The organism is Propionivibrio dicarboxylicus (assembly GCF_900099695.1).
In the GTDB taxonomy this organism is placed as follows: Bacteria; Pseudomonadota; Gammaproteobacteria; order Burkholderiales; family Rhodocyclaceae; genus Propionivibrio; species Propionivibrio dicarboxylicus.
The window spans coordinates 252,631-277,240 of the sequence record NZ_FNCY01000001.1; the positions used below are offsets into that span (position 1 = coordinate 252,631).

General features: G+C 63.4%; 22 protein-coding genes. 10 read left to right on the top strand and 12 right to left on the bottom strand.

Going from position 1 to position 24,610, the window contains the following annotated elements:
• Positions 1-33: 33 nt before the first annotated feature.
• From BLR25_RS01230 to BLR25_RS01240, 3 genes are read right to left on the bottom strand one after another with little or no spacing between them, the layout of a single operon-like run.
• Positions 34-1,491, bottom strand: a complete 1,458-nt coding sequence (locus BLR25_RS01230) for an ammonium transporter (protein ID WP_091932229.1) — start codon at positions 1,489-1,491, stop codon at positions 34-36.
• 26 nt (positions 1,492-1,517) lie between these two features.
• A complete protein-coding gene (gene glnK, locus BLR25_RS01235) occupies positions 1,518-1,856 on the bottom strand; it encodes a P-II family nitrogen regulator (protein ID WP_091932231.1) in 339 nt (112 codons plus the stop codon).
• 23 nt (positions 1,857-1,879) lie between these two features.
• Positions 1,880-2,737: a TorF family putative porin gene (locus BLR25_RS01240; protein WP_091932234.1), complete on the bottom strand. Its 858-nt coding sequence runs from the start codon at positions 2,735-2,737 to the stop codon at positions 1,880-1,882.
• A 238-nt stretch (positions 2,738-2,975) separates the two neighbouring features.
• Between BLR25_RS01240 and BLR25_RS01245 the strand changes: the two genes are divergently transcribed.
• Positions 2,976-3,233: an accessory factor UbiK family protein gene (locus BLR25_RS01245; RefSeq protein ID WP_091932236.1), complete on the top strand. Its 258-nt coding sequence runs from the start codon at positions 2,976-2,978 to the stop codon at positions 3,231-3,233.
• Positions 3,234-3,251: 18 nt separating this feature from the next.
• Here BLR25_RS01245 and BLR25_RS01250 read toward each other — a convergent pair whose 3' ends face one another.
• The 5 genes from BLR25_RS01250 to BLR25_RS01270 all read right to left on the bottom strand — a co-directional run bounded on the left by BLR25_RS01250 (position 3,252) and on the right by BLR25_RS01270 (position 8,636).
• Positions 3,252-3,674 (bottom strand): ExbD/TolR family protein, encoded by a 423-nt coding sequence (locus tag BLR25_RS01250; RefSeq protein WP_091932238.1) that lies wholly within the window; start codon positions 3,672-3,674, stop codon positions 3,252-3,254.
• Between the two features lie 12 nt (positions 3,675-3,686).
• Positions 3,687-4,487 carry a MotA/TolQ/ExbB proton channel family protein gene (locus BLR25_RS01255; protein WP_091932240.1) on the bottom strand — a complete coding sequence of 267 codons (801 nt, stop codon included), beginning with the start codon at positions 4,485-4,487 and terminating at the stop codon, positions 3,687-3,689.
• An 8-nt stretch (positions 4,488-4,495) separates the two neighbouring features.
• Positions 4,496-5,155 carry an energy transducer TonB gene (locus BLR25_RS01260; protein WP_245715442.1) on the bottom strand — a complete coding sequence of 220 codons (660 nt, stop codon included), beginning with the start codon at positions 5,153-5,155 and terminating at the stop codon, positions 4,496-4,498.
• Positions 5,152-6,396 carry a PepSY-associated TM helix domain-containing protein gene (locus tag BLR25_RS01265; RefSeq protein ID WP_091932242.1) on the bottom strand — a complete coding sequence of 415 codons (1,245 nt, stop codon included), beginning with the start codon at positions 6,394-6,396 and terminating at the stop codon, positions 5,152-5,154. The genes BLR25_RS01260 and BLR25_RS01265 overlap by 4 nt, the downstream gene beginning before the upstream one ends.
• Positions 6,397-6,464: 68 nt before the next feature.
• Positions 6,465-8,636 (bottom strand): TonB-dependent receptor, encoded by a 2,172-nt coding sequence (locus BLR25_RS01270; RefSeq protein ID WP_176785699.1) that lies wholly within the window; start codon positions 8,634-8,636, stop codon positions 6,465-6,467.
• 379 nt (positions 8,637-9,015) lie between these two features.
• Here BLR25_RS01270 and BLR25_RS01275 point away from each other — a divergent pair, with 379 nt between their 5' ends.
• Positions 9,016-10,515: a YifB family Mg chelatase-like AAA ATPase gene (locus BLR25_RS01275; protein WP_091932246.1), complete on the top strand. Its 1,500-nt coding sequence runs from the start codon at positions 9,016-9,018 to the stop codon at positions 10,513-10,515.
• A 3-nt stretch (positions 10,516-10,518) separates the two neighbouring features.
• Positions 10,519-11,727: a multidrug effflux MFS transporter gene (locus BLR25_RS01280; RefSeq protein ID WP_091932248.1), complete on the top strand. Its 1,209-nt coding sequence runs from the start codon at positions 10,519-10,521 to the stop codon at positions 11,725-11,727.
• A 1-nt stretch (position 11,728) separates the two neighbouring features.
• Here the strand turns inward: BLR25_RS01280 and BLR25_RS01285 are convergent, their stop codons facing one another.
• Positions 11,729-12,013, bottom strand: a complete 285-nt coding sequence (locus tag BLR25_RS01285; RefSeq protein ID WP_091932250.1) for a type II toxin-antitoxin system HicA family toxin — start codon at positions 12,011-12,013, stop codon at positions 11,729-11,731.
• A gap of 198 nt (positions 12,014-12,211) precedes the next feature.
• Here BLR25_RS01285 and BLR25_RS01290 point away from each other — a divergent pair, with 198 nt between their 5' ends.
• Positions 12,212-14,689, top strand: a complete 2,478-nt coding sequence (locus BLR25_RS01290) for a glycogen/starch/alpha-glucan phosphorylase (RefSeq protein WP_091932252.1) — start codon at positions 12,212-12,214, stop codon at positions 14,687-14,689.
• A gap of 65 nt (positions 14,690-14,754) precedes the next feature.
• On the opposite strand, the gene BLR25_RS01295 is transcribed toward BLR25_RS01290, so the two are convergent.
• The 3 genes from BLR25_RS01295 to BLR25_RS01305 all read right to left on the bottom strand — a co-directional run bounded on the left by BLR25_RS01295 (position 14,755) and on the right by BLR25_RS01305 (position 17,849).
• Positions 14,755-15,687: a dihydrodipicolinate synthase family protein gene (locus BLR25_RS01295; RefSeq protein ID WP_091932254.1), complete on the bottom strand. Its 933-nt coding sequence runs from the start codon at positions 15,685-15,687 to the stop codon at positions 14,755-14,757.
• Between the two features lie 81 nt (positions 15,688-15,768).
• On the bottom strand, positions 15,769-17,130 hold the full coding sequence (locus tag BLR25_RS01300) for an ATP-binding protein (protein WP_091932256.1): 1,362 nt from the start codon (positions 17,128-17,130) through the stop codon (positions 15,769-15,771).
• Positions 17,127-17,849, bottom strand: a complete 723-nt coding sequence (locus BLR25_RS01305) for a response regulator (RefSeq protein ID WP_176785700.1) — start codon at positions 17,847-17,849, stop codon at positions 17,127-17,129. Before BLR25_RS01305 ends, BLR25_RS01300 begins: the two co-directional genes overlap by 4 nt.
• A gap of 216 nt (positions 17,850-18,065) precedes the next feature.
• Here BLR25_RS01305 and BLR25_RS01310 point away from each other — a divergent pair, with 216 nt between their 5' ends.
• From BLR25_RS01310 to BLR25_RS01335, 6 genes are all read left to right on the top strand, one after another.
• Positions 18,066-18,644 carry a Spy/CpxP family protein refolding chaperone gene (locus BLR25_RS01310; protein ID WP_176785701.1) on the top strand — a complete coding sequence of 193 codons (579 nt, stop codon included), beginning with the start codon at positions 18,066-18,068 and terminating at the stop codon, positions 18,642-18,644.
• A gap of 62 nt (positions 18,645-18,706) precedes the next feature.
• Positions 18,707-20,146 carry an efflux transporter outer membrane subunit gene (locus tag BLR25_RS01315; protein WP_218122591.1) on the top strand — a complete coding sequence of 480 codons (1,440 nt, stop codon included), beginning with the start codon at positions 18,707-18,709 and terminating at the stop codon, positions 20,144-20,146.
• Positions 20,143-21,429, top strand: a complete 1,287-nt coding sequence (locus BLR25_RS01320) for an efflux RND transporter periplasmic adaptor subunit (protein ID WP_091932262.1) — start codon at positions 20,143-20,145, stop codon at positions 21,427-21,429. Before BLR25_RS01315 ends, BLR25_RS01320 begins: the two co-directional genes overlap by 4 nt.
• Positions 21,426-22,127, top strand: coding sequence for an ABC transporter ATP-binding protein (locus BLR25_RS01325; RefSeq protein ID WP_218122592.1), 702 nt, complete (start codon positions 21,426-21,428; stop codon positions 22,125-22,127). Before BLR25_RS01320 ends, BLR25_RS01325 begins: the two co-directional genes overlap by 4 nt.
• Positions 22,124-23,344, top strand: coding sequence for an ABC transporter permease (locus tag BLR25_RS01330; protein WP_245715443.1), 1,221 nt, complete (start codon positions 22,124-22,126; stop codon positions 23,342-23,344). The genes BLR25_RS01325 and BLR25_RS01330 overlap by 4 nt, the downstream gene beginning before the upstream one ends.
• Before the next feature lie 74 nt (positions 23,345-23,418).
• Positions 23,419-24,609: an MFS transporter gene (locus BLR25_RS01335; RefSeq protein ID WP_091932264.1), complete on the top strand. Its 1,191-nt coding sequence runs from the start codon at positions 23,419-23,421 to the stop codon at positions 24,607-24,609.
• The last annotated feature ends 1 nt before the right edge of the window (position 24,610 follow it).

Genomic DNA, 24,610 nt, shown 5'->3' on the forward strand with positions numbered 1-24,610 from the left:
AGGGCGCCCAAAGAGAGTTGCAGCACAGAGGAGTCAGAACTTGTACGCCGATTCACCGTGCGAGGTGACGTCGAGACCTTCGCGCTCTTCTTCTTCGGGAACGCGCAGGCCGATGAACATATCCACCAATTTGAAGGCAACGACGGAAACAATGCCGGACCAGACGATCGCCGTGCCGACACCCCACAACTGACTGATCACCTGCGCAACCATGTCGTATTCGCCGACAGCGTTGGCAACGTAGTCATACACGCCGGTACCGCCGAGAGAAGGCGCGCAGAAGACGCCAGTGAGGATCGAACCAAGGATGCCGCCGACGCCATGCACACCGAATACGTCGAGCGAATCGTCGGCACCGAGCAGTCGCTTGAGACCATTGACACCCCAGAGGCAGACGACCCCGGCCAGCAGACCGATGACGATGGCACCAACGACGCCGACGAAACCGGCAGCAGGCGTAATCGCAACCAATCCGGCTACGGCACCGGAAGCAGCACCCAGCATCGAGGGTTTGCCCTTGAGCATCCATTCAGCCAGCATCCAGGACATTGCCGCCGCCGCCGTTGCCACCCAGGTATTGACCATCGCCAGCGCCGCGCCGCCCGAAGCTTCGAGCGCCGAACCGGCGTTGAAACCGAACCAGCCGAACCAGAGCAGCGATGCACCGATCATCGTGAAGGTCAGGCCATGCGGCGCCATCGACTCACGTCCATAACCAATCCGCTTGCCCATCAGGTAGGCACCGACCAGACCGGCGACTGCGGCATTGATGTGCACCACCGTACCGCCAGCAAAATCGAGCGCGCCTTTCTGGAAGAGGAAGCCGGCCGTTTTGCCCGCCGCTTCGCCGGCTGCCGCGTCGATGTAGGCATCAGGACCCGCCCAGTACCAGACCATATGCGCCATCGGCAAGTACGAGAAGGTGAACCACAGCACCATGAACACCAACACGGCAGAGAATTTCGCGCGTTCAGCGAAGGCACCGACGATCAGACCGCAGGTAATTGCCGCGAAAGCGCCCTGGAAGACGACATAGGCCAACTCGGAAATACCGACGCCCTTGGTGAAGGTCGCCGCGATCGAATCGACGGTGACACCTTTCAGGAAGAGCTTGTCGAGTGTACCGAGGAAACTTCCGCCTTCGGTAAAGGATAGCGAATAACCGTACACCACCCAGAGGACGCTGATCAGCGAGAAGGTGACGAACACCTGCATCAATACCGAGAGCATGTTCTTCGAACGGACGAGGCCACCGTAGAACAGGGCCAGGCCCGGAATCGACATCAGGATGACAAGCGCCGCACTGACCAGCACCCAGGCGTTGTCGCCCTTATTGACGGTGGGCGCCGGGGCAGCCGCAGCGGCCGCGGGGGCGGCTGCAGTCGCCGTGACGACAGCGGAGGCGGCCGGCGCCGCCGTGTCCGCCGCGAATGCGGACGTGAAGAGTCCCAGCGCGCTGACAAAAGCCAGCACGGCAAGTAGTTTTTTCATGATTTACTCCTTGGATTTACATAGGCTTACAGCGCGGCTTCACCGGTTTCGCCGGTACGGATGCGGACAACCTGCTCAAGATCGAAGACGAAGATCTTGCCGTCGCCGATCTTGCCGGTATTCGCCGATTTCTCGATCGCCTCGATCGCCTGATCGAGAATCGCGTCATCGATCGCCGCCTCGACCTTCACCTTGGGCAGAAAATCGACGACGTACTCGGCGCCGCGGTACAACTCGGTGTGCCCTTTCTGGCGGCCAAAGCCCTTGACTTCGGTAACGGTAATCCCGTTTACGCCGACCACTGACAGCGCCTCCCGGACTTCATCAAGCTTGAACGGCTTGATGATGGCTGTAATCATTTTCACGATGAATTCTCCTATTGCCGACGTTAGAAGGTCCGGCTGACGGACAGCAGAGCAGTCCCGCGACCGGCGTCCTTGGTCTTGGCCGTATTCGTGCCGAGCGTTCCGGCGTTATCGGTATTCATGCTGCTGAAGCAGTAGAACTGATAACCGGTGGCGCCCGAACACTTGCCATTGGCATTGGTATCGAGGTACGACAGGCCGACGACCCAGCCGCTCAAATCCTTGGTCACACCGACTTTCCAATCGCTGTAGCTGCCCTTGTAGCTATTCTTCAGATTCAGATGACCGAAGTGGCCGACCAGACCCCATCCATCACCAAGATCATAGTTGGCGGTGAAATCCAGATAGCCAGACCCGCGCGTTGTCTTGCCGGTCGAGGCTCCGGTGCTGTCCCAGCCGCGCAAGGAGAAATAGTCATCCACCGCGTAGTTGTACTTCAGCGACAGGAACTTCCACGTCGCACCGATATAGACTTCCTTGTTCGTCACCGCTCCCGAATGGGCGCCGGTACCGAGAACCTTCGCTTCGGAACCGGGGTAGTAGTACAGAATCGCGCCCAGATCGAGGCCCAGATCGCCAACGTTGGCTTTGTAACCACCATAGAAATCCATCTCAAGATTTCCATCCGGAAAGCCCGCCCCCGAACTGACGTTCGAGTTCCAGTTGCCGACATAGAAACCGCTTGGATGGGCGTAATCAACCCCCCCTTGCAAGGCGGGCTTGCCATAGGTCTGGTCGATGCCGCGGAAGCGGTAGCTGGAGAACAGGCCGAGGTTGCCGGTCAGCGGCGAGGGCGCGGCTTCCGGGGCTGCCGCTGTTTGAGCGAGCGCAGGAACCGAGAATGCCGAAGCCAGGAGGGTTGCGAGCAGGACCTTTTTCATGAATGACTCCTTGAATGGTGTTGAACAAACAAACGCGAGACAAGGACGTATTAGCACATGGCGTGCCATATAAAAAATCACTTATGAATTATATGCTTACAACACCATACAGAAAACTGTCGCAATGAATTGCACAGCGCTGGCGCAATTTCATCCAGAGTTTGCACCAAGGCAGTGCCGGCGAGCACCCCATTCCGCTGTGCTAGACTTGCATAAAAATCCAGACACCGAGGCCACCATGCTCGACCCAAAAATTTTTGAGGAACTCAGCGCCAAACTGAGCACCATCGCCGCAGCCACACCCGCCGCCGATATCGAGAAAAATGTCCGGGCGCTGCTCTCCGGCTTCTTTTCCCGACTGGACCTCGTCACCCGCGAGGAATTCGACATCCAGGCCCAGGTGCTGCAACGCACGCGCGAAAAATTGAGCGCGCTTGAAGAGCGCGTCGCCCGGATGGAAAACACAACGCCGCCGGACGCTAACGCGTCGCGCTAAGCCTTCCTCCGGTCATTTTCAGCGTCCCGACTCGGGCTCGGTGACGAATCCAATGCGCGTCACGCCGCGTCGCGCCGCTTCCGACATCAGCTGCGCCACATGCTCGTAAGGAACCGTGCGCGCGATCCTGAGTTGCACTTCGGTTTGTGATTCGGCGGCCGCCACGCTCTCCAGGCGTTGTGCCAGTTGTGCCGAATCCACCGGGACGCCGTTCCAGAAGAGGCGGCGCTCGCCGTCCATCGTCAGTTGTACCGGCGTATTCCGCTGCTGATTCGGTGTTGACGACGCTTTCGGCAGATCGACCTTGACCGCGTGCGTGAGCAAGGGCGCGGTCACCATGAAGATGATCAGCAACACCAGCATCACGTCGATCAGCGGCACCATGTTGATCTCAGCCAAGGGCTCGTCGTCGCCACTATTTTCGAGGCTACCAAAGGCCATTCCGACCCCCTCTCAATGGCTCGACGACATCAGCACACCCGACCCCGGCGTCTGTGTCCTGGCCATGGCAATGACATTTTCGCTGGTCGCCCGGGCGTCGTTCCGCATCGGTGATGTCTTGACGCCCGTCGCCAGGAAAGCAAAGACGTCATAAGCGAAGGCGTTGAGTTGCGCGAGAATATTACGGTTCGCCCGGGCGAAAGCGTTGTAGGCGACCGCCGCGGGGATGGCGACAGCCAGGCCGATCGCCGTCATGATCAGCGCTTCGCCGACCGGCCCCGCAACTTTGTCGAGCGTCCCCTGGCCAGATGCGCCGATGGCGAGCAACGCGTGATAGATCCCCCAGACAGTGCCGAACAGGCCGACGAAGGGCGTCGCCGATGCGACCGTCGCCAGAAAGGTCTGACCGAACTCCAGGCGCTGCCGGTCTTCGTCGATCGCCCGCTTGAGCGCGCGCGTGAGCAGGTCGTCGGCCGAACCGGCATTGATCAGCGCCGATGCTTCACCACGCCCTGGCATGCCACGACGATGGCATTGTTCGATGGCCGTGAATCCGTGATGCACGAGATGCGCAAAAGGTTCGTTTGCGCCGCGTTCGCGCAAGCGCGCTGCGACTGCCTCAAGATTGGGCGCATCCCAGAAGACGGCGAGAAAATCCCGGCTGCGGCGCGTCATCCGGCGTGTCACGAAGCCTTTCACCACGATCAGGTACCAGGTGCCGATTGATGCGAACAGCATCATACAGAGCACCGCCCTGGCAATGCCATCGGAATTATTGAGAAAGTGGAGAAACCCCAACGAACTGTCGTTCATGCCAACCTCTATTGTTTCAAGTTGAAAATAATCGGAACCAGTACCCAGGCCTCGACGGCCGTTTCGCCGCGCCGGGCGGCAACGAAGCGCCAGCGCTGTACGGCATCCACCGCGGCCCGGTCGAGCCGCGACGATCCGCTACTCGTTCGCATGTCGATCTGAACCGGCCGACCGCCGGCATCGACGCGAACGTGGAGCATGACCTTGCCCTCTTCGCCGAGACGGCGTGCGGCCGCGGGGTAAGCCGGCGCCGGATTCTGCAGATAGTCGGCGTCATAGCGCGGCAGGCTTTCGGCAACCGCCGGCGCGGCCACTGCTGCTGCGGCAGCAGGCGCGGGCGCCGCGGCCGGGGCATTCGTCGACGCAGCTGCGGGCGATATCGGCGCCGTCGTATTTGCCGGTGTCGGCGTTGGCGCCGACTGAACGGGCTGCGGCGTTTTGTGACGACGTTCGACGACAGTCGGCTTCGCCGCCGCTCGCGTCGGCATCGTCGGCGTCGGCGTTTGCACCAGATGCACCATGAGGGACGCCGGCACCGGTGTTGGACGGGGCGCGGGCGTGGCGACGAGTCCGAGCAGTAACGCGACGTGAGCAAGCGCGACAACACCAAGACCTTTGGCGGAAAATGAATACGACATAGCGTCGCGCTGCCCGTTCGTCTTGCTCACGCCGTTCTCCTGCCTTGCGAACGGCGTCGCCCGTCCCGCTTCTTCCACCACAAATAGATGCCGGTCAGCGACAGCATGGCGACCACCAGACCCATCATCGACACGGCGATACGCCCGGGCAAACCGAGAATGCGACCGGAATGAAGCGGAAATTGCGCCTGCATGAAACGGTCGGCCAGCGTGCCGTGCCAAGGCAAGCGTTCGCCAATCAGTGCACCATTCCCCGCGTCGACAAACAGCTGTGCCGGACCGACGCCAGCGCTGCCGTGGCCTTCGCCGGGATGGAAAAACTGCACGCTGAACACATCATGGCGTGATGAATAGAACGCCCCTCCAGGCGGCTCGTGCCAACCGCGCCGACGCGCGTCGGCCTGCGCCGCGGCGATTGCCTCGGCAAATCCGATGCGCGGCTCGAACGGGCTGCCAGGACTCGCCTCGGCGCGCGTTTCATACGGCGTCGGCGTCACCTCGCTCACCGTCGACATGAGCGGATAGAACACTTCCCGGTAGAGATTCAGCGAAAACGCGGTAAAGGCGAGCACCAGCAACACACCCCAGGTCCACAACCCAAACGCGCGGTGGATATCGTAATTGAACCGATACGGCGCGCTACCGCGACGTATCTGCCAGGCCACCGACCAGCGTCGCCACCAAGCGCGAACCGGTTGTGTCGCTTTCTTGGCCAAGGGCGCCGGAAAGGTCAGAAGCAGCGCCGTCAGGCAATCGAACAACCACAACAGCGCCACCCCGCCGAGCAACCATATTCCCCACCGATCGTTGCCGGCGATTTCTGGCACATGCAGGCTGAAATGCAACTTGTAGAGAAAAGACACCGCGGTTTCCCGGGTAATCGGCCAGACGGCACCCCACTCCCGCCGACCGAGTTCCGCGCCGCTGACGGGATCGACGAAGACCTGGTTGTAGTTGACGGCAAATGCGGTTCCGGTCGCCCGGTCGATACGCGGCTCGACACCGAACGCCAGGGCCGCGCCGGGTTCCCGCGACAGCGGTACATAGGTGACCCGGACGCGAGGATCGCGCGCCTCAATCGCCGCCGCCAAAGCGAGCGAAGGAATCTCCGGCCCACGCGTCACCGCCGACAGAAGCCGCGGATTGAGCCAGGCGTCGAGTTCGTGATCCCACGATATCAACGCACCCGTCAGCCCGGTCACCACAAGAAAGGGCGCGATCGCCAGGCCGACATAGCGGTGCAGGCGAACGAGCCAGGGACGTATCAACATTTTTCGCCCAGAAATTCTGCGCCATCGATCGAATGCCGACGTATCGGCACCGATCGAAGCGCTCGGACTCACAAATCGACGGTCGCGGACAACACGAAGGTGCGCGGCGCCCCAAGAACGAGGTAATTGGCCCCCGGATAACCACCGACCGAAGCCCAATAGCTGCGATTCGTGACGTTATCGACGCGCAGACGCACGGTCACGGCTTGTCCGGCGACCTGCGTCACGTAACGTGCGCCGACGTCATAGCGCGACCACGAAGGCAAAGTCAGCGTATTGGCGGCATCGGCATATTGCGCCGACGTATGCAGGACGCGCCCGGTCAGCGTCAGGCCACGGACAGCGGACAGATCCCACTCGCCGCCAAGGTTGACCTGGCGACGTGGAGCACCGATGACCTCTTTGCCGTCAAGTGTGCCGCCTTCGGTTTTCGTCTGCCTGGCGTCCAGCGTCGTCACACCGCCGAGCAAGCGGGTACCACGCACCGGTTCGCCGAACAGACTGAGTTCCAGTCCGCGATTACGCTGCTCGCCGGCCTCGGTGAAGGTCTGGTTGACGACGAAGGCGCTCGGCTTGGTCGTCTGAAAAGCATTCAGCGAACCGCCGAACCGGCCGCCGTCATACTTGATGCCGATCTCCTTCTGCTTCGACACGTAGGGCGCCAGCGCCTGACCGGCGTTGGTGACCGCCTGCCCGCCGCTAGTCGCCGGCGCAACATCGCCCTTGGCCAACCCTTCTATGTAGTTGCCATACACCGAGACACGCGGGGCCACCTTGACGACCAGGCCAGCCATCGGACTCACATGACTCTTCTTGTACGCCGACTCCTGCGCCCCGGTACCGTAGTTGTAGCCCTTGCTCTCGATCGTCTGATGACGCGCACCGAGCGTCAGGAACGCCCGGTCGGCCGCGAAGGACAGCGTATCGGCAAGCGCCACGCTCGACAGGCGGGTCTCCTCGGTCGTCTTGGGCGAACTCAAGACACCGCCGGTGTAATAGTCGGCCGCGGGCGCGGCGACGCTCGTCGGGCTATAGAGATTGCCGGAAAACCCCGAAAAATTCGAAAATGCGTAGGCGTTGCGCGAATCCAGCGAATACGCCGAGGCGACCGCGCTGAGCTTGTGCTTGACCGGCCCCGACTCCATGCTCGTGCGTACGCCGATTTCCCCCGTATGCACGGTGTCTTCGCGCACATTGTCGAAGCGATAAGTCGTCGTCTTGCCGTCGGCAGTCGCGGTCGGATTGGCCAACACGTTCGCCTCCTTGCCAACGCGCATGCCGCCGGCCGCCCACACGGTCACCCGGTCGTTTACATCGACCTCGCCGCGCACGGTCCCGAACGTCTGCTTTTCGTCGGAATAGGTCCAGGGCTGCGCATAGTTTTTCGTCGCATCGGGGGCCGACGGGATACCGCCGCTCGGCGTCACGCTGGGGCGCGGCTGATCAAGATGGTGGTCCTGATAACCGACATCCGCCGAAAGACGCCAGTCGGTACTACGATAGTCGAGTCCGAGCGAGAACAGGCTGAGTTCGCGCTTCTCGCCGCTGACCGCGGTACCGCCTTCGCGCCGGACGGCGTTGAGGCGGACACCGGTACTGTCGTCCAGACCACCACGACGCGCCAGATCGGCAGCCAGATAGCGCTGCCCCCCGCTTTCGATTCCCGTCGTGAACTGCGTGAGAGGCTCGTTGGGCGCACGTTTAGGCACCAGGTTGATGGCGCCACCGATGCCGCTACCCCCCGGCGCGGCGCCATTCAGGAAGGCATTGGCGCCGCGGAATATCTCGACCCGCTCGAGCAGTTCGGCGGCAACGTACTGGCGGGGCAGCAATCCGTACAAGCCGTTGTAGGCCATATCATCCGAATACACCGGGAAGCCGCGCACCACATACAGTTCCTGGAAATTGCCGAAACCGCGCGCACTACGCACGGCCGGATCGTTCTGGACGACGTCCGCGACGCTGCGCGCCTGCTGGTTCTGGATGAATTCCTGCGTATAGGCCGTGCTGACGAACGGCGTTTCCATGATGTCCTGATTACCGAGGAGACCGATTCGCGCCCCTCGCGCCACCTGTCCGCCGGCATACTCCGGCGCCAAACCTGCCGCCGAAGCATCGGCACTGGCATTGACCACCACCGGTGCCAACTCCGCCGCCGTCGAATCAACGCCCTGCGCACTCGCCGTGCACGCCCACAACACCCCGGTCAACAACGAGGCCGATCGATATTGATGCTTCAAAGAATGCTCCCTCAATCCGAAATTCGAAAAACAATTGAACGCCGCGCTTACCGGGCCTCTTCGATCGAGACTCCTTGGCAAACGAGAATTATTCTCATTTTAATCCATGCAAAACACGCTCGTCAATGAGAATAATTGTCATTTGCATACAGGATAACAGAGCGCGTCCAAACGAATACGCCCCGTTTTTTGCCAATTTTTTGTCAAAGTATGTGCAAAAGTGCCATTCCAAACGGTCACTTCGCGACTAGGCTGAGCGGCCCTGACGAGACGCGGCATCGATCGAGGCGGCGCGCTTTCGGACGCTTCTGAACGCGCACCTCGGAACACCACGCCACCGGGGTTCCAATCAATGATTGCCTAGTCTGGAGGCGCCACCATGTCGCTCGCCATTGTTCATAGTCGCGGACTCGACGGTCTCTCCGCGCCCGAAGTCGCCGTCGAAGTTCACCTGGCCAACGGGTTACCAAGCGTCACCGTCGTCGGACTGCCCGACACCGAAGTCAAGGAAGCCCGCGACCGCGTGCGCGCGGCACTGCTGAATTCGGGCTTCGACTTCCCGGCGAAACGGATCACCATCAATCTGGCCCCCGCCGACCTGCCCAAGGAATCCGGCCGCTTCGACCTGCCGATCGCGCTCGGGATTCTCGGCGCTTCCGGTCAGATTCCCGTGACGGCCCTTGACGACTACGAGTTCGCCGGAGAACTCTCGCTGTCCGGCGTGCTGCATCCCATCCGGGGCGCCTTGGCGATGGTGCTCGCCGCCGGCAAGACCGGCCGCCGTTTCATCCTGCCGGCCGAAAGCGCACAGGAAGCCGCGCCGGCCGCCGATGCACCGCTGTTCGCTGCCGGCTCGCTGCTCGACATTTGCGCGCACCTGTGCAAAAGGCAGGAACTGCCGCAGTGCGCCGCCTCCCCGCTTGACGACAACACGGCGACAGACGATATCGACCTTGCCGATGTGCGAGGGCAGAGCCTGGCCAAGCGCGCACTCGAAATAGCCGCCGGCGGCGGGCATTCGCTGCTGTTCTCCGGACCGCCGGGTAGCGGGAAGTCGATGCTTGCCGCGCGACTCCCCGGACTGTTGCCGCCGCTGACTCCCCGGGCAGCGCTCGAATCGGCGGCAATTCTTTCGCTGTGCGGCCTTTTCCGACCGGAACGATTTTCGCAACCGACCTTTCGTTCACCACACCACTCAGCATCGGCCGTCGCTCTGGTCGGCGGCGGCAGCGTTCCGCGTCCCGGCGAAATCTCGCTCGCCCATGAAGGTGTCCTTTTTCTGGATGAACTGCCGGAATTCCAACGTCAAGTCCTCGAGGCGCTGCGCGAACCGCTCGAAAGCGGCCGCATCCATATCTCGCGCGCCGCCCGCCAGTCGGTTTTCCCGGCGCATTTCCAGCTGATTGCCGCGATGAATCCCTGTCCCTGCGGCCATCATGGCGACGCAGGCGGAAAATGCCGCTGCACGGCGGAACAGGTGCTCCGTTACCGCAACCGGATCTCGGGCCCGCTGCTCGATCGCATCGACCTGCACGTCGACGTGCCGGCGCTTCCCGCGGATGCGCTGCAACAACTGCCGATCGGCGAGTCATCGGCAACGGTACGCGCGCGCATCTGCCAGGCGCGGGAACGCCAGCAGGCGCGTCAGGGCAGCACCAACGCCAAACTCCCCGTCAGCCAGATCGAACGCTATTGTCATCCTGATGCCGAAGGTCTTGCCCTGCTGAAACAAGCCATCGTGCGCCTCGGCCTCTCGGCCCGTGCATATCACCGCGTGCTCAAGGTCGCGCGCACGATTGCCGATCTCGCCGACAGTCGGACGCTACGCCCCGAGCATATCGCCGAAGCCGTATACTATCGTCGCTTCGCAAAGGACTGATTGATGACCCCACCCGCCGCCGGCCGATCGACTGCCGGCATTGCCGTCCTGCTGGCCGCACTGGCTGCAGTCGGCTCGTTTTCCGTCGATGCCTACCTGCCCTCGTTGCATGACATCGGCGATGCGTTTCGTGCCTCGCCGATCGAGGTGCAACAGACGCTGACCGCCTATCTCTTCATGTTTTCGCTGATGTCGCTCTGGCACGGCGCCATTTCCGACGCCATCGGACGTCGACACGTCATTCTTTTCTCACTCGTCGTATTCGTGCTCGCGTCGGTCGGCTGCCTGTTTGCCACGCGCATCGAACATCTCTGGCTGCTGCGCGGCATGCAAGGCTTTTCCGCCTGTGCCGGCGTCGTCGTCAGCCGCGCCATCGTTCGCGATATATTCGTCGGTCCCGCGGCGCAACGACTGATGTCGCACATCACCATGATGTTCGCCATCGCCCCGGCCGTCGCCCCTGTCATCGGCGGTCAATTGCAGAGCACCTTCGGCTGGCGCTCGATCTTCATCTTCCTCGCCCTCATGGGTGGCGCACTGTGGGCTGCCTGCGTCTGGCGACTGCCGGAAACTTTACCGCTGGCTCAGCGCCGGTCGCTGCACCCGATCTATCTCGCCAAAGCCTATGCAAAAACACTGACCTCGCCGGCCTTCCTGCTCGCCACCTGCGCACTCGCCTGCAACTTCGGCGGATTCTTCATCTACATCATGTCGGCGCCGGCCTTCCTGATCCGTCACCTCGGTGTCCCCGAGACCGGTTTTCTCTGGCTCTTCGGCCCGGCGATGTGCGGCTTGGTCTGCGGCGCCTGGCTGTCCGGCCGCCTTGCCGGCCACCTTTCGCCCAAACGCACCATCGCCCTGGGTTACGCCATCATGGCGTTCGCCGTCAGCATCAACCTGGGCATCAGTTTCCTGCTCGCACCAGGATTGCCGTGGAGCGTACTGCCGATGCCGTTCTATACGCTTGGCATGTCTCTGACGATGCCAAGCATGTCGCTGCTTGCCCTCGACATGTTCCCCAAACAACGCGGACTGGCGGCCTCCTGCCAGATGTTCCTGCAGTCCTTGTCGAACAGCCTGGTCGCCGGTATCGCTGCACCCGCCGCCTGGTCTTCAACGCACTCGCTGGCCGCGGCCATGGGCGCGTTCATGACAGTCGGCGCGCTATGCGCCTTTCTTCATTTCCGCTGCGCGCACGCGCCGGAGCGCTGAATCAGGCCGTTTTCTGCCGCGCTTCGTACGACGACAGCGTCACGCCGGCCCGCGCCAGGAATTCGCGGATCTGCTTGATTTCCTGCTTTGGGCAGGTCGAATTGTTGTGCGGCTGATGGACGAACAACTCCATCCGGTTCAACAACACGCGAAAGCGCGCACCATGGGCCGATTCGACGCTGGCGCCGAGATGCAACAGCAATGATTCGATTTCGCGCCAATGGATGTTGGCGCTGGGCGGCTCATGATAGATGGCTTGGAGCAGGTGCAGGTGTTTGTTGCTCATCGCGATCTCCCGACAGCGGAACGGACACGACCATCATAGCCCGCCAGCCGCATTCTGGACACCCTGACAGCGACAAGCGCACGCCAGATTTTTGCCACATTCCGTTCGCATCAAGAGTATGCTAGGCGCTCGGGAGGACGAGCGTTCCCTCGGGGTGGGAACGGTATCCAATGACCTGGCACACACGGAGAAAACGCCATGAAGAAGCAGCCATCCAAGTCGAGCAAGGCAGCAGCCGATGTTCAGGAAACCAAAGCGATCCTCAATTCGATGGAAGCGCACCTGACCTATTCGATCAGCAAGTATTCGGCACTCGCAACGACGCATGACTGGTACGAGATCGCAGCGAGAACAGCACGCGACCGGATGGCCGAGCGCTGGATGGAGACGATGCAGACGTACTATCGCGACGATCCCAAGCGCGTCTACTACCTGTCGCTCGAATTCCTCGTCGGCCGCACCTTCAGCAACGCTGCGCTCAATCTCGAACTGCATGGCGAATTCAAGCAGGCGCTGCACGAACTCGGGCAGAACATCGAAGCCGTCAGCGAAATGGAATTCGATGCCGGCCTCGGCAACGGCGGCCTCGGACGCCTGGCCGCCTGCTTCCTCGACTCGATGGCAACATTGGAATTGCCGTGTTACGGCTACGGCATACGCTATGAGTACGGCATGTTCCATCAGAAGATCGAGGACGGCCAGCAGGTCGAGCATCCCGACAACTGGTTGCGCTACGGCAATCCCTGGGAATTCCCGCGTCCGGAAGTGCTGTACCCGGTCAAGTTCCACGGCCGCGTCGTCCAATTCACCAGCGAAGACGGCACGCTCCGCCATCACTGGGTGGATACCGAGGAAATCATGGCCATGGCATACGACACGCCAGTTCCCGGATTCGGCGGCAAGACGGTCAACAACATGCGGCTATGGGCCGCCAAGTCGTCGCGCGACTTCGATTTGCGCTACTTCAACCAAGGCGATTACATCCAGGCGGTGGCCGACAAGAACGCCTCGGAGAACCTCTCCAAGGTGCTCTATCCCAACGACTCGACCGAGATGGGCAAGGAGTTGCGCCTCAAGCAGCAATACTTCTTCGTCAGCGCCTCGCTGCAAGACATCCTTTACCGTTACAAGAAACATCACGCGACCTGGGACGAACTACCGAACAAGGTGGCGATTCAGCTCAACGACACCCACCCGGCGATCAGCATCGCCGAACTGATGCGCCTGCTCGTCGACATCCACGGCCTCGGCTGGGACCACGCCTGGAACCTGACGACGCGGACCTTCTCCTATACGAACCACACCTTGATGCCGGAAGCGCTGGAGACGTGGAAGGTTTCGCTGTTCGAGGCGATTCTGCCGCGCCACCTGGAAATCATCTACGCGATCAACTTCCAGTTCCTTCGTCAGGTCATGCACACCTTCCCCGGCGACAACGAACTGCTGCGGCGCATGTCGCTGATCGACGAAAACGGCGACCGCCGCATCCGCATGGCGCACCTGGCGATTGTCGGCAGCCACACGGTCAACGGCGTTGCACAACTGCATACCGAATTGATGAAGAGCACGATCTTCTCCGACTTCAACCGACTCTGGCCGGGCAAGATTCTCAACATGACGAACGGCATCACGCCGCGACGCTGGCTCAACCAGGCAAATCCGGCGCTGGCCGAGTTGATCAGCGCGAACATCGGCACCGGCTGGATTCGCAACCTCGACGAGCTGCAGAAACTCCGCGCACTGGCCAAGGACGCGGCTTTCCGCAAGGCATTCGGCGCGGTCAAACGGGCCAACAAGGAACGGCTCGCCGCGATGATCGAGGAAACGCTGCACATCCGCGTCAATCCGGATTCGCTGTTCGACATCCAGATCAAGCGCATCCACGAATACAAACGGCAACTGCTCAACGTGCTGCATGTCATCACGCTGTACAACCGCATCCGCCAAGGCACGCATCCGAACACCGCACCGCGCACCGTCATCATCGGTGGCAAGGCCGCGCCCGGCTACGTCATGGCCAAGCGCATCATCCGCCTGATCAACAACGTTGCCGAGATCGTCAATAACGACCCGCTGATCGGCGACCGCCTGAAGCTGCTGTTCATTCCGAACTACAACGTCTCCAATGCCGAACGCATCGTTCCGGCGGCCGATCTTTCCGAGCAGATTTCGACGGCCGGCACCGAGGCATCCGGCACCGGCAACATGAAGCTTTCACTCAACGGCGCGCTGACCATCGGCACGCTCGACGGCGCCAACATCGAGATCATGGAAGAAGTCGGCGAGGAGAACTTCTTCCTCTTCGGACTGACGGCCGACGAAGTCGCCCGCCTGCGCGCCAGCGGCTACAACCCGTGGGATTACTACCACGGCAACACCGAACTGCGGCAGGTGCTTGACATGATCGCCTCCGGCTATTTCTCGCCCGATGAACCGGACCGCTTCCAGTCGATTGTCGACGCCCTGCTCTGCCACGGCGACCACTACCTGCTGCTCGCCGACTATGCCTCCTACGTCGCCTGCCAGGAACGTGTCGATGCGCTCTACTGCCGACCCGAAGAATGGCTGCAGAAGTCCATCCTCAATGTCGCCGGCATGGGCAAGTTCTCGAGCGACAGAACCATCCGGCAATATGCCGAACAGATCTGGCACGTCGGTCCGGTACCGGTCTGTTAACGTAAAAAGCCCCGGGGCAATCGCTCCGGGGCTTTGTTTTTCAGCGGCGGCGCGCGCCGCCTGCGTCAGAGCGCCGCGATCCGGGCGCGCATCATCTCGGTGCCTTCGACGATCTTGTCGAGGATGGCATCGAGCGCCCAGAAGCGCTCGCGCACGTCGAAGGTGATCGTCCGACTCTTGATCGACGCAAAGGTCCCGATACGCTGGTGGTACATCTTGGCCAGTACCGGGTAGCCGAAGGGCTCGGCCAACGCGGCCAACACGAGGAAATTGGCGAGTTCTGCCGCCAGCGCCGGGTGTTGTGCGCCTTGCGTGTACAGCCATTTGTACAGGTCGGGATGGAAATTCGTGAAGACGCCGTTGAAGCCGCGCGAGCCCGCCTTCATCGCATCGTAGGCGATCGCCGCATTGGCATTGAGGATCGCAAACGGCGTCCCGGCCGTCATCGCCACGCGCCGCTTGACCGTCTCGAGATCGCAGGAAACGTCCTTGAGCAACACGAAACGCCCACTGTCGATGCAGAAGCGCAGTTCCTCATCGGTCAGCAGACGGCGGTAGGGTGCCGGACACTCGTACAATCCGAGCGGCATATCAGCCGGCAAGCGATCGAGCAGCCACTGGAGGTTGCCAAGGAAAGGCGCCGTACCGCGCTGTTTCGGATCGAGGTGATTGGTCACCAGCACGATACCGTCGGCACCGGTGTCGACGGCGGCCTGCAACTCCTCGAGCTGACTGTAGGGATCATCGCTGACATGTCCGGAGACGACGACCGGCACACGGCCGGCGACCTGCTTGACGACGAAACGGCCCAGCGCCCGACGCTCGTCGACCGAGAGAAACATCATTTCACTCGATTGGCAGACGGCAAACAGCGCGTCGGAACCCTTCTCGATATACCACTCGATCAAACGTTCGAGCCCGGCATAATCGATCTCGCCGCTCTCGTTAAACGGCGTGATCATGACGGGAACAATGCCTTCAATACGTTGGCGGCTCATCTGCGCTCTCCTCCCAGACCTCCGGCAGGAATGCGCCGGAGCATGTTAGCTAAAACGATATAGCTAACCATTTTAGGCCGATCACGCCGAATCTGCAACGACGCCCGGGGACGCTGGCATCGCCACGCACGGCAGGCTCATCTCGACGGCAAGACCGCCGCCATCGGCCTCCGACAAGCGCACACTGCCGCCGCAGCGGACGACGATCCGGCGCACGATGGCCAAGCCGAGGCCGCAGCTGCCGCGCGTCGCGCGCGCCGGCTCACCCTGAACGAAGGCCTCGAAGACACGCGCACGCTGCGCCGGCGGAATCCCCGGACCGTGATCGCGTACCGTCAGCAGAACCGACGCCGGCTCCGGCGCCGACACGGCGATCTCGACCGGCGGAGCGCCATACTGCAACGCGTTGCCGATCAGGTTGTCGAGTACCCGCTGCAAATCGCCATGCGCGACGGCAACGTGACACGCCACCGCCGCCGGTACCACGGTCATGTCGACCGGCCGGCCGAGTTCGCGCTGGCGGGCCACCTCGTCGCTGACGGCGTCGGCCAGGCACAGCGGCGCAACCGGCGACGCCTCGTCAGCCTCGCTACGCAGGAACGATAGGCACTGGCCGACGATGCGCTCCATGTCCTCGCCATCGCGTTCAAGGCCCGCACGTTCGGCATCGTTCTCGAGCAAGGCCAGGCGCACGCGCAAGCGCGCCAGCGGCGCCCGCAGATCGTGCGTCAGGCCGGCCAGCATCTCGCGCCGCTCGGCGTCGGCTTGCGCCAGTTGCGACACCATCCGGTTATGCTGTTCGGCGAGTTGACGCACTTCCATCGGTCCCTCGGGCAGCACCGGTCGCGCCCGCCCGTCGCCGGTCGCGACGACGGCCTCGCCAAGACGGCGTAGCGGCCGGACGATGCCGCGCACGAACACGCCAGCGACCACGATCAGCGCCAACAAGGCGCCGCCGAGCCAGAACCATTGTTCGAGCGGCATGCCGCGCGGCTCGAAACGCGGCGGCGGCAACACCAGCCACCAGCGCTCGCCCGTCACATCAAAGCCGATCCAGAGGCTGCTGCGACGGCCCTGGCCCTCGTTTCGCAACACCACCGGCTCGCCCAGACTGCGGCCGAGCTCGATACCGAGCCGTCCGGCAAAACCGAAATTGGGCGTTCGCTCCGGCACATCCCGACCATCCGGTCGCAGTTGCAACCAGGGGCCACCTGGATCGGTCTGCTCGAGCTTGCGCCGCGCGCGCTCGTCAAGGCCGGGCAGGATCGTCTGCAGCAAACGGATCTGGCCGGCGATATGCTGGCCTGTCTGCCGAAGATGCGATTCGCGACCGTCGTGAAAAACAACCGAGAAGGTAGTGATCTCGGCCACCGCGACGACAATGACGACCAGCAGGACGGTCAGCTTCGCCAGTGAGAAAGGCCAGAGCCGGGGCAGTTTCATCCCTTCGACTCCGCCTTCGTCGCACCGTCGGGCACGAACACGTAGCCGACCCCCCAAACGGTCTGCAGGAAGCGCGGCTGCGTCGGATCCACCTCGATCAGGCGGCGCAGGCGGTGGATCTGCACATCGATCGCCCGATCGAAGGATTCCGAGTCGTCGCCCCGTGTCATTTCGAGCAAACGCTCGCGTTTCATCGGCCGCCCGGCGTTGTTGACCAAGGCATTGAGCAGCGCGAACTCGCCGCTCGTCAGCACCATCTCCTCGCCATGACGTTCGAGTCGCCGGGTGGCGCGATCGAAAGCCCAGTCGCCGAACCGATACACGCCGCCTTGCGTCTGCGGCGCCGCAGCCGGTTGCGCCCCGCGGCGCAGCACGGCCTCGATGCGCGCGACCAGTTCGCGCGGATCGAAAGGCTTGCCGACATAGTCGTCTGCCCCCATTTCGAGCCCGACGACACGATCGACCGGTTCGTCGCGCGCGGTCAGCATGATGATCGGGACCGTCTCGCCACGCCCGCGTAAGCGCCGGCATGCCGCCAGGCCGTCCTCGCCGGGCATCATCAGGTCAAGGACCAGCAGGTGCGGCTGATAGCGTTCGAGATAGGCATCGAGCTGACGGGTGTCTGGCAGCAGCAACACGTCGAGCCCATGACGTCCGAGATAGGTCGCCAATAGCTGCCGTAATTCTGGATCGTCGTCGACAAGCAGGATCTTTTTCATGGATTTACACCGAGAGGCAAATTCTCTGGCTACCATTCTATGTCAGCCGGATGCGCGCGAAAGCACGCCGAAACAATTTGAAACCGGCCATCCCGAGCGCGAAATTCTTTGCAACGCGCTAGCACAGACAATGGCGACATCGCTTCAGGCCGCAAGGCTCCTTACCGGACGCCGCAGGACAAGCGAATGTTCCATTCATCATCAAGGAGTACCGCAATGAAAATTCATAAGCATTCCCCCCGCTTTCTGATCGCCGCGCTGACGCTTTCGCTCGGCGTCGCTGCCGGCGCGTTCGCCATGCCGCGCGGCGAGGCCGGAAGTCCGGGCATGCAGATGCACGGCATGCATGCCGGCTTTGCCCATGGCGGTCGCGCCATGCAACGCCTGCACGACGATCTCAAGCTCGACGCCGCGCAGGAAGCCGCCTGGCAGGATGCCGAAAAATTCGCCAAGGACAGCTTCGCCAACGGCCGCGACGCATTCCGCAAACAGCACGAGGAAATCCAGGCCGCGCTGGCGCAGCCAGGCGCCGACCTGCGCGCCATCGTCAAGCGCATGGACGATCTGAAAGCCGAAGGGCAGAAGCAGCGCACGGCCGTCCGCGACCGCTGGCTCGCGGTCTATGACAAGCTCAACCCCGAGCAGAAAGAAAAGGCACGGCTTTTCTTCAAGGCCGGCGCCGAACGCATGACACGTGGCCGTACCGCATCCGAATGGCATCATCGTCCGCAGCGCGGCGGACTACCGGGCGATGCGCGCCCGGCACCTGACAACGTTTCTCCCCGCGCCAACTAGGCGCACTTTTCGGCCCGGCGTGTCCGGGCCGCTTTTTTTCCCGAAATCCAAAACGCGTATCGATGCATTCTTCCCGTTTCCTGCTCCCGCTGATGCTGCTCAGCCTGCTCGGCGGTTGCGCTTCACTCGAACAACGTTTCGACAAGACCCGCTCGGACACGACGATTGCGATCCCGGTACGCTGGGACGCTCCGACGCCAACCAGCGCAGCCCTGGCTCCGGACGAACTCGCCCGCTGGTGGACGCGACTGGCCGACCCGACACTCGACACGCTGGTCGCCACCGCCCTGAACAATGCCCCGGATATTCGCAGCGCCCAGGCGAAATTGCGCCAGTCGCGCGCGGCCCAGGCGCTTGCCGTTGCCAACCTGGCGCCCTCGCTCGATGCCTCGGCGTCGTCAACGCGCGCACTGACCGGGCTCGCCGCCGGCGGCAGCGGCACCCCGCAAACGCTTCATGCCGCTGGCTTCGACGCGAGTTGGGAACCGTCGATTTTCGGCGGTCTGCGCGACGCTGCCGCCGGCGCCCGAGCCGATGCCGATGCCATGGCAGCCAGTCTCGCCGCAACACAGGTATCGCTCGCGGCCGAAGTCGCCACGCAGTACGTCACGCTACGCGCCAGCCAACGCCGCCTCGCCATCGCCCAAGCCAACGTCATCAGCCAGGACGAAACGCTGCAGATCGCCGTCTGGCGGGAAATGGCCGGCCTCGTCACGGCGCTCGACGTCGAACAGGCGCGCACCAATCTCGCCCAGACGCGGGCGACGATCCCCAGTCTAGAAAGCAGCCGCGCCGGCGCCGAGCACCGGTTGGCGCTGCTCACCGGCCAGCCGCCGGCAACCTTGCGCCAGCGCCTGGCGATACCGGCGGCATTGCCGGAGGTGCCGACGGACATTGCCGTTGGCATTCCGACCGACACTCTGCGCCAACGTCCCGACGTCCAGGCCGCCGAACTGACGCTCAAGGCCGAGATCGCCCGCAGCATGCAACGCGAAGCCGACCGATTGCCAAGCCTGAGCTTGAGCGGATCGTTCGGCTGGCAGGCAACCGGCATCGACGCACTGACCGGCGGCACCAGCGCCGTGCGCTCGCTGGCCGCCAGCCTCGCCGGCAATCTGTTCGACGGCGGCCGCATCCGCAGCCGTCTCGCCGCGCAACGCGCCGTCGAAGAACAGGCGCTGATCGCTTGGGAAAAAAGCCTGCTGACCGCACTTGAAGACGTCGAAAACGCGCTGACGTCCTACCGCGTCGGGCGCACGCGCGTCGATGCCCGCCGCCAGGCGGCCGACGCGGCCGGAAAAGCCGCCCAGTTGGCGCGCACGCAGTACCAAGCCGGCATCGCCGATTTCCAGAAAGTACTCGAGACCGAACGCACCCGCCTGAGCGCCGAAGACAGCCTCGCTTCCGCCGAAGCAGATCTCCTGAACGCCGTCGTCCAACTCTACAAGGCGCTTGGCGGCGGCTGGCAAACCAGCCAGGACAGCAGCGACAGACCCTCATGAAGCAACCCGATATGAACCTTCCCGATTTCAATGCCGACCGTCTCCGCGCGCCCACCGGCTGGCGCCGATTCCTTCGATCGAAACCGCTGCTCATTGGCGGCGGTCTCGCCATCGCCGCACTCGTTCTACTGGTCGCACTCCCCGGCGGATCGAGTGATCACGGCGGACGCTACCGGACCGAAGCGGCCAGCCGCGGCAAACTCGTCGTCACGATCTCGGCCAGCGGTACCCTGCAACCGACACGCTCGGTCGACGTCGGCTGCGAACTCTCGGGAACGCTCGAAGCGGTGCTGGCCAACGAAAACGACCATGTCCGCAAGGGACAGGTCGTCGCCCGACTCGACACCTCGAAACTGCGCGACGCCGTCGCCAAATCGGCGGCCGCCGTCGCCGCCGCCGAAGCCGGTGTGCTGCAGGCCGAAGCCACCGTCGCCGAAGCGCGCGCCAGCCTCGGCCGCTTGCGCCATGTTGCCGAACTCTCGGGCGGCAAGGTGCCTTCGAAGACCGAGCTGGAAACCGCCGAAGCCACCTACCAGCGCGCCGTCGCCAACGTCGCCAGCGCCAAGGCCACGGTCACCCAGGCACGGGCAGCGCTGAAGACCGACGAGACCAATATCGACAAGGCCGTCATCCGCGCCCAGACCGACGGTGTCGTGCTGACACGCAAGGTCGAACCCGGCCAGACGATCGTCGCTGCGATGACGACGCCGGTGCTGTTCACGATCGCCGAAGACCTGACCAAGATGGAGTTGCAGGTCAAAGTCGACGAAGCCGACGTTGGCAGCGTCAAGCTCGGCCAGTCGGCCAACTTCACTGTCTCCGCCTGGCCCGGTCGCAAGTTCCCGGCGACGCTCCAGCGTGTCGGCCTCGGCTCGACGACGACCGACAACGTCGTCACCTACAAGACCGTACTCAGTGTTGCCAACGACGATCTGGCGCTCCGCCCCGGCATGACGGCGACGGCGCGCATCGTCACCGCGCAGCGCGACGATGTGCTGCTCGTCCCCAACGCGGCGCTGCGCTTTACGCCGCCCGATATCGCCGGTGAAGCGCCGTCCGGCAGTTTCCTCTCGCGCTTGCTGCCGCGTCCACCGCAACCGAGGAAGACCACCCCGGCAAGCAGCACGACCGATGCCAAACAGGTATGGACGTTGCAAGATGGACGCCCTGTCGCCATCGCCGTCCAAACCGGCGCCAGCAACGGCCGCCAGACCGAGATCACCGGGGGCGAGTTGAAGGACGGCATGGCGATCATCGTCGACTATCAGGAAGCGCCGCGGTGAGCGATTCGCCATTGATCCGCCTGCGCGGCATCACCAAGACTTATGGCAACGGCGTCGCCGCTTTCCAGGCACTGAAAGGCATCGACCTCGACATTCCGGCCGGCCAGTTCGTCGCCATCATGGGACCGAGCGGATCGGGCAAGTCGACGGCGCTCAACCTGCTCGGCTGCCTCGATGGCCCGAGCAGCGGCAGCTACCGCTTCCGCGACATCGGCGTCGACACGCTCGACCGGCAACAACGGGCGCTGCTGCGCCGCCACTGCCTCGGTTTCGTCTTTCAGGGTTTCAACCTGCTCGCCCGCACCTCGGCGCAGGAAAACGTCGAGTTGCCGCTGCTCTATCGCGGCGCCGAAACCGCCCAGCGTCACGCCGCGGCGCGCGAGGCGCTGGCCCACGTCGGCCTGACCGGCTGGGAACACCACACGCCGGCCGAGCTTTCGGGTGGCCAACAACAGCGCGTCGCCATCGCCCGCGCCATCGTCACCCGCCCCTTGCTCCTGCTCGCCGACGAACCGACCGGCAACCTCGACAGCCAGCGCGGCCACGAGATCATGGAACTGCTTGTCACACTCAACCGCCAACAGGGCATCACCATCGTCATGGTCACGCACGAACCGGAGATGGCCGACTATGCCGACCGCATCATCCGTTTCAGCGACGGCCTGGTCGCCAGCGATCACGAAAAGGAGCGCGCATGACGCAGATGCTGCTCAACGCCCTGCTGCTCGCGCTGCGCGCGATCCGGCGCAACCTGATGCGCTCCTTCCTGACCGTCCTCGGCGTCGTCATCGGCGTTGCCGCGGTCATCACCATGGTGACGCTCGGCAACGGCGCCACCCGCATGGTTTCCGACCAGATCTCCAGCCTCGGCAGCAACCTGCTGATCCTGCGGCCCGGCCAGCAACTCGGCCCGGGCCGCGACAGCGCCGGTGCGCAGAATTTCAAGCTCAGCGACGTCGATGCGATCGAAAGCCAGATCCCGAGCCTGCGCGCGGTCGCGCCGGTGGTCGGTAGCAAGGTCACGCTGGTTGCCGGCAACCAGAACTGGCAATCGCAGGTGAACGGCACCACCAATGCCTACCTCACCACCGGTAACTGGACGCTGGCCGCCGGCCGCAGCTTCGAGGACGACGAGGAGAGCGCCGGCAAGGCCGTCTGCATTCTCGGCAATACCGTCCGCAAGCAGCTGTTCGGCAACGTCTCGCCGATCGGCAACGAACTGCGCGTCAAGAATTTCAGCTGCCAGGTCATCGGCCTCCTGCGCGCCAAGGGACAAGGCGCGATGGGCCAGGATCAGGATGACATTGTGCTGATGCCGGTGCGCACCGCGCAGCGGCGGCTGATCGGCAACGTCACCGATGTCTCGATGCTGATGCTGTCCTTGCGCGACGGCGTCAGCGCCGACCCGGTGATGGAGCAGATCCGGCGCCTGATGCGCGAGCGGCGCAAACTCGCCGAGCATATGGACGACGATTTCCATGTCATGGACACCAAGCAGATCGCCGAAACGCTTTCGGGCACGATCCGCACGATGACCGGCCTGCTCGGCGCCGTCGCTGCCGTCAGTCTGCTGGTCGGCGGCATCGGCATCATGAACATCATGCTCGTCTCGGTGACCGAGCGCACCCGCGAGATCGGCATCCGCCTCGCCATCGGCGCGCTCGAACACGAGGTGCTGCTGCAATTCCTGATCGAAGCCGTCGTCCTCTCGGCGCTCGGCGGACTGATCGGCATCGCGCTCTCGCTCGTCGTCTGCCTGGCGTTGACGGCGTTGATGCACATGCCCTTCCTCTTCAATCCCGGCATCAACCTGTTGGCATTCTTCTTTTCCGCGCTGATCGGCATCGTCTTCGGCTACATGCCGGCGCGCCGCGCTGCCGGGCTCGACCCCATCGTCGCATTGAGATTCGAGTAGTCAAAAAAAGGAACGCAGGGCGGACGAAATCGGCGTATAAACGTGGATTCCCGTGTTCGCTCCACTTTGTCTCCATGTTGGGTCTTGACAGGCGCCCCGGCGCCGACCGGCAGGCCTCGCCTGCCGTCATCTGGCTGATCGGTTTTTTCGGCTTCATCAACCTCTATTCGATGCAATCGATCCTGCCGCTGGTCAGCGCCGATTTCGGCGCCTCGCCGCTGCAGGCCGGCGCCACCGTCGGCGCCACGGTACTCGCCGTCGCATTGGTCTCGCCGTTCATGGGCATGCTCTCCGACGCGCTCGGGCGCAAGGTCGTCATCTGCTGGTCGCTGTTCGGCCTCGCCGTGCCGACCGCCCTGATCCCGCTCGCCCACGGACTCGACAGCATCGTCCTCCTGCGCTTTCTCCAGGGGCTCGCCATCCCCGGCATCGTCGTCACCATCACCGCCTACATCGGCGAGGAATTCAGCGGCGACCAGGCCGCGCGCATCACCAGCGTCTACATGGGCGGCGCCGTCATGGGCGGATTCTCGGGCCGCTTCATCACCGGCCACGCCAGTCACCTGCTCGGCTGGCGCGGGGCCTTCGTCACGCTCGTCGTCCTCAACCTGATCGGCGCGGTCGTCGCCGTCTGGCGCCTGCCGGCATCGCGCCGCTTCGTCGCCAACACCGATCCGGGGCAGGCCTTCCGCACGATCGCCATGCACCTGCGCAATCCCCGGCTGCTGGCCGCCTGCGCCGTCGGTTTCTGCGTGCTGTTCTCGCTGGTCGGCAGCTTCACCTATGTCAACTTCCTGCTCGCCGCGCCGCCCTTCGAACTCAGCGCCGCCGGACTCGCCAACATCTTCTGCGTCTATCTGCTCGGCGTCGTCATCACCCCGCTGGCCGGTCGTTTCATCGTCCGTTTCGGCTTCCTGCACGCGCTGCTGATCGCGCTCGGCATCTCCTCGCTCGGCATCGCCACGACGCTGGTGCCGGCATTGACCGCGGTGATCGCCGGCCTCGCCATCTGCTCTTCCGGCGTTTTCATCTGCCAGGCCGCGACGATCAGCTTCATTGCCCGCCACGTCCCAAACGGACGCTCGTCGGCCTCGGGACTCTATTACCTCGCCTACTACGCCGGCGGCGCCGCCGGCACCGGCATCGGTGGCCTGGCCTTCGAAGCCTGGACGTGGCAGGGCACGGTCGTGGCGATGATCCTGGTGCAGGCGCTGGCCGGCCTCATCGCCTGGCTCGGTTGGCGGGCGCCCGACACCGCCGGCTAAC

Coding starts and splice junctions, on each gene's coding strand:
- BLR25_RS01275 (WP_091932246.1), top strand. CDS start 9,016: ATGTCGCTCGCCATTGTTCATAGTCGCGGACTCGACGGTCTCTCCGCG.
- BLR25_RS01280 (WP_091932248.1), top strand. CDS start 10,519: ATGACCCCACCCGCCGCCGGCCGATCGACTGCCGGCATTGCCGTCCTG.
- BLR25_RS01305 (WP_176785700.1), bottom strand. CDS start 17,849: ATGAAAAAGATCCTGCTTGTCGACGACGATCCAGAATTACGGCAGCTA.
- BLR25_RS01290 (WP_091932252.1), top strand. CDS start 12,212: ATGAAGAAGCAGCCATCCAAGTCGAGCAAGGCAGCAGCCGATGTTCAG.
- BLR25_RS01240 (WP_091932234.1), bottom strand. CDS start 2,737: ATGAAAAAGGTCCTGCTCGCAACCCTCCTGGCTTCGGCATTCTCGGTT.
- BLR25_RS01245 (WP_091932236.1), top strand. CDS start 2,976: ATGCTCGACCCAAAAATTTTTGAGGAACTCAGCGCCAAACTGAGCACC.
- BLR25_RS01310 (WP_176785701.1), top strand. CDS start 18,066: ATGAAAATTCATAAGCATTCCCCCCGCTTTCTGATCGCCGCGCTGACG.
- BLR25_RS01295 (WP_091932254.1), bottom strand. CDS start 15,687: ATGAGCCGCCAACGTATTGAAGGCATTGTTCCCGTCATGATCACGCCG.
- BLR25_RS01255 (WP_091932240.1), bottom strand. CDS start 4,487: ATGAACGACAGTTCGTTGGGGTTTCTCCACTTTCTCAATAATTCCGAT.
- BLR25_RS01250 (WP_091932238.1), bottom strand. CDS start 3,674: ATGGCCTTTGGTAGCCTCGAAAATAGTGGCGACGACGAGCCCTTGGCT.
- BLR25_RS01315 (WP_218122591.1), top strand. CDS start 18,707: ATGCATTCTTCCCGTTTCCTGCTCCCGCTGATGCTGCTCAGCCTGCTC.
- BLR25_RS01335 (WP_091932264.1), top strand. CDS start 23,419: ATGTTGGGTCTTGACAGGCGCCCCGGCGCCGACCGGCAGGCCTCGCCT.
- BLR25_RS01320 (WP_091932262.1), top strand. CDS start 20,143: ATGAAGCAACCCGATATGAACCTTCCCGATTTCAATGCCGACCGTCTC.
- BLR25_RS01285 (WP_091932250.1), bottom strand. CDS start 12,013: ATGAGCAACAAACACCTGCACCTGCTCCAAGCCATCTATCATGAGCCG.
- BLR25_RS01230 (WP_091932229.1), bottom strand. CDS start 1,491: ATGAAAAAACTACTTGCCGTGCTGGCTTTTGTCAGCGCGCTGGGACTC.
- BLR25_RS01265 (WP_091932242.1), bottom strand. CDS start 6,396: ATGTTGATACGTCCCTGGCTCGTTCGCCTGCACCGCTATGTCGGCCTG.
- BLR25_RS01330 (WP_245715443.1), top strand. CDS start 22,124: ATGACGCAGATGCTGCTCAACGCCCTGCTGCTCGCGCTGCGCGCGATC.
- BLR25_RS01300 (WP_091932256.1), bottom strand. CDS start 17,130: ATGAAACTGCCCCGGCTCTGGCCTTTCTCACTGGCGAAGCTGACCGTC.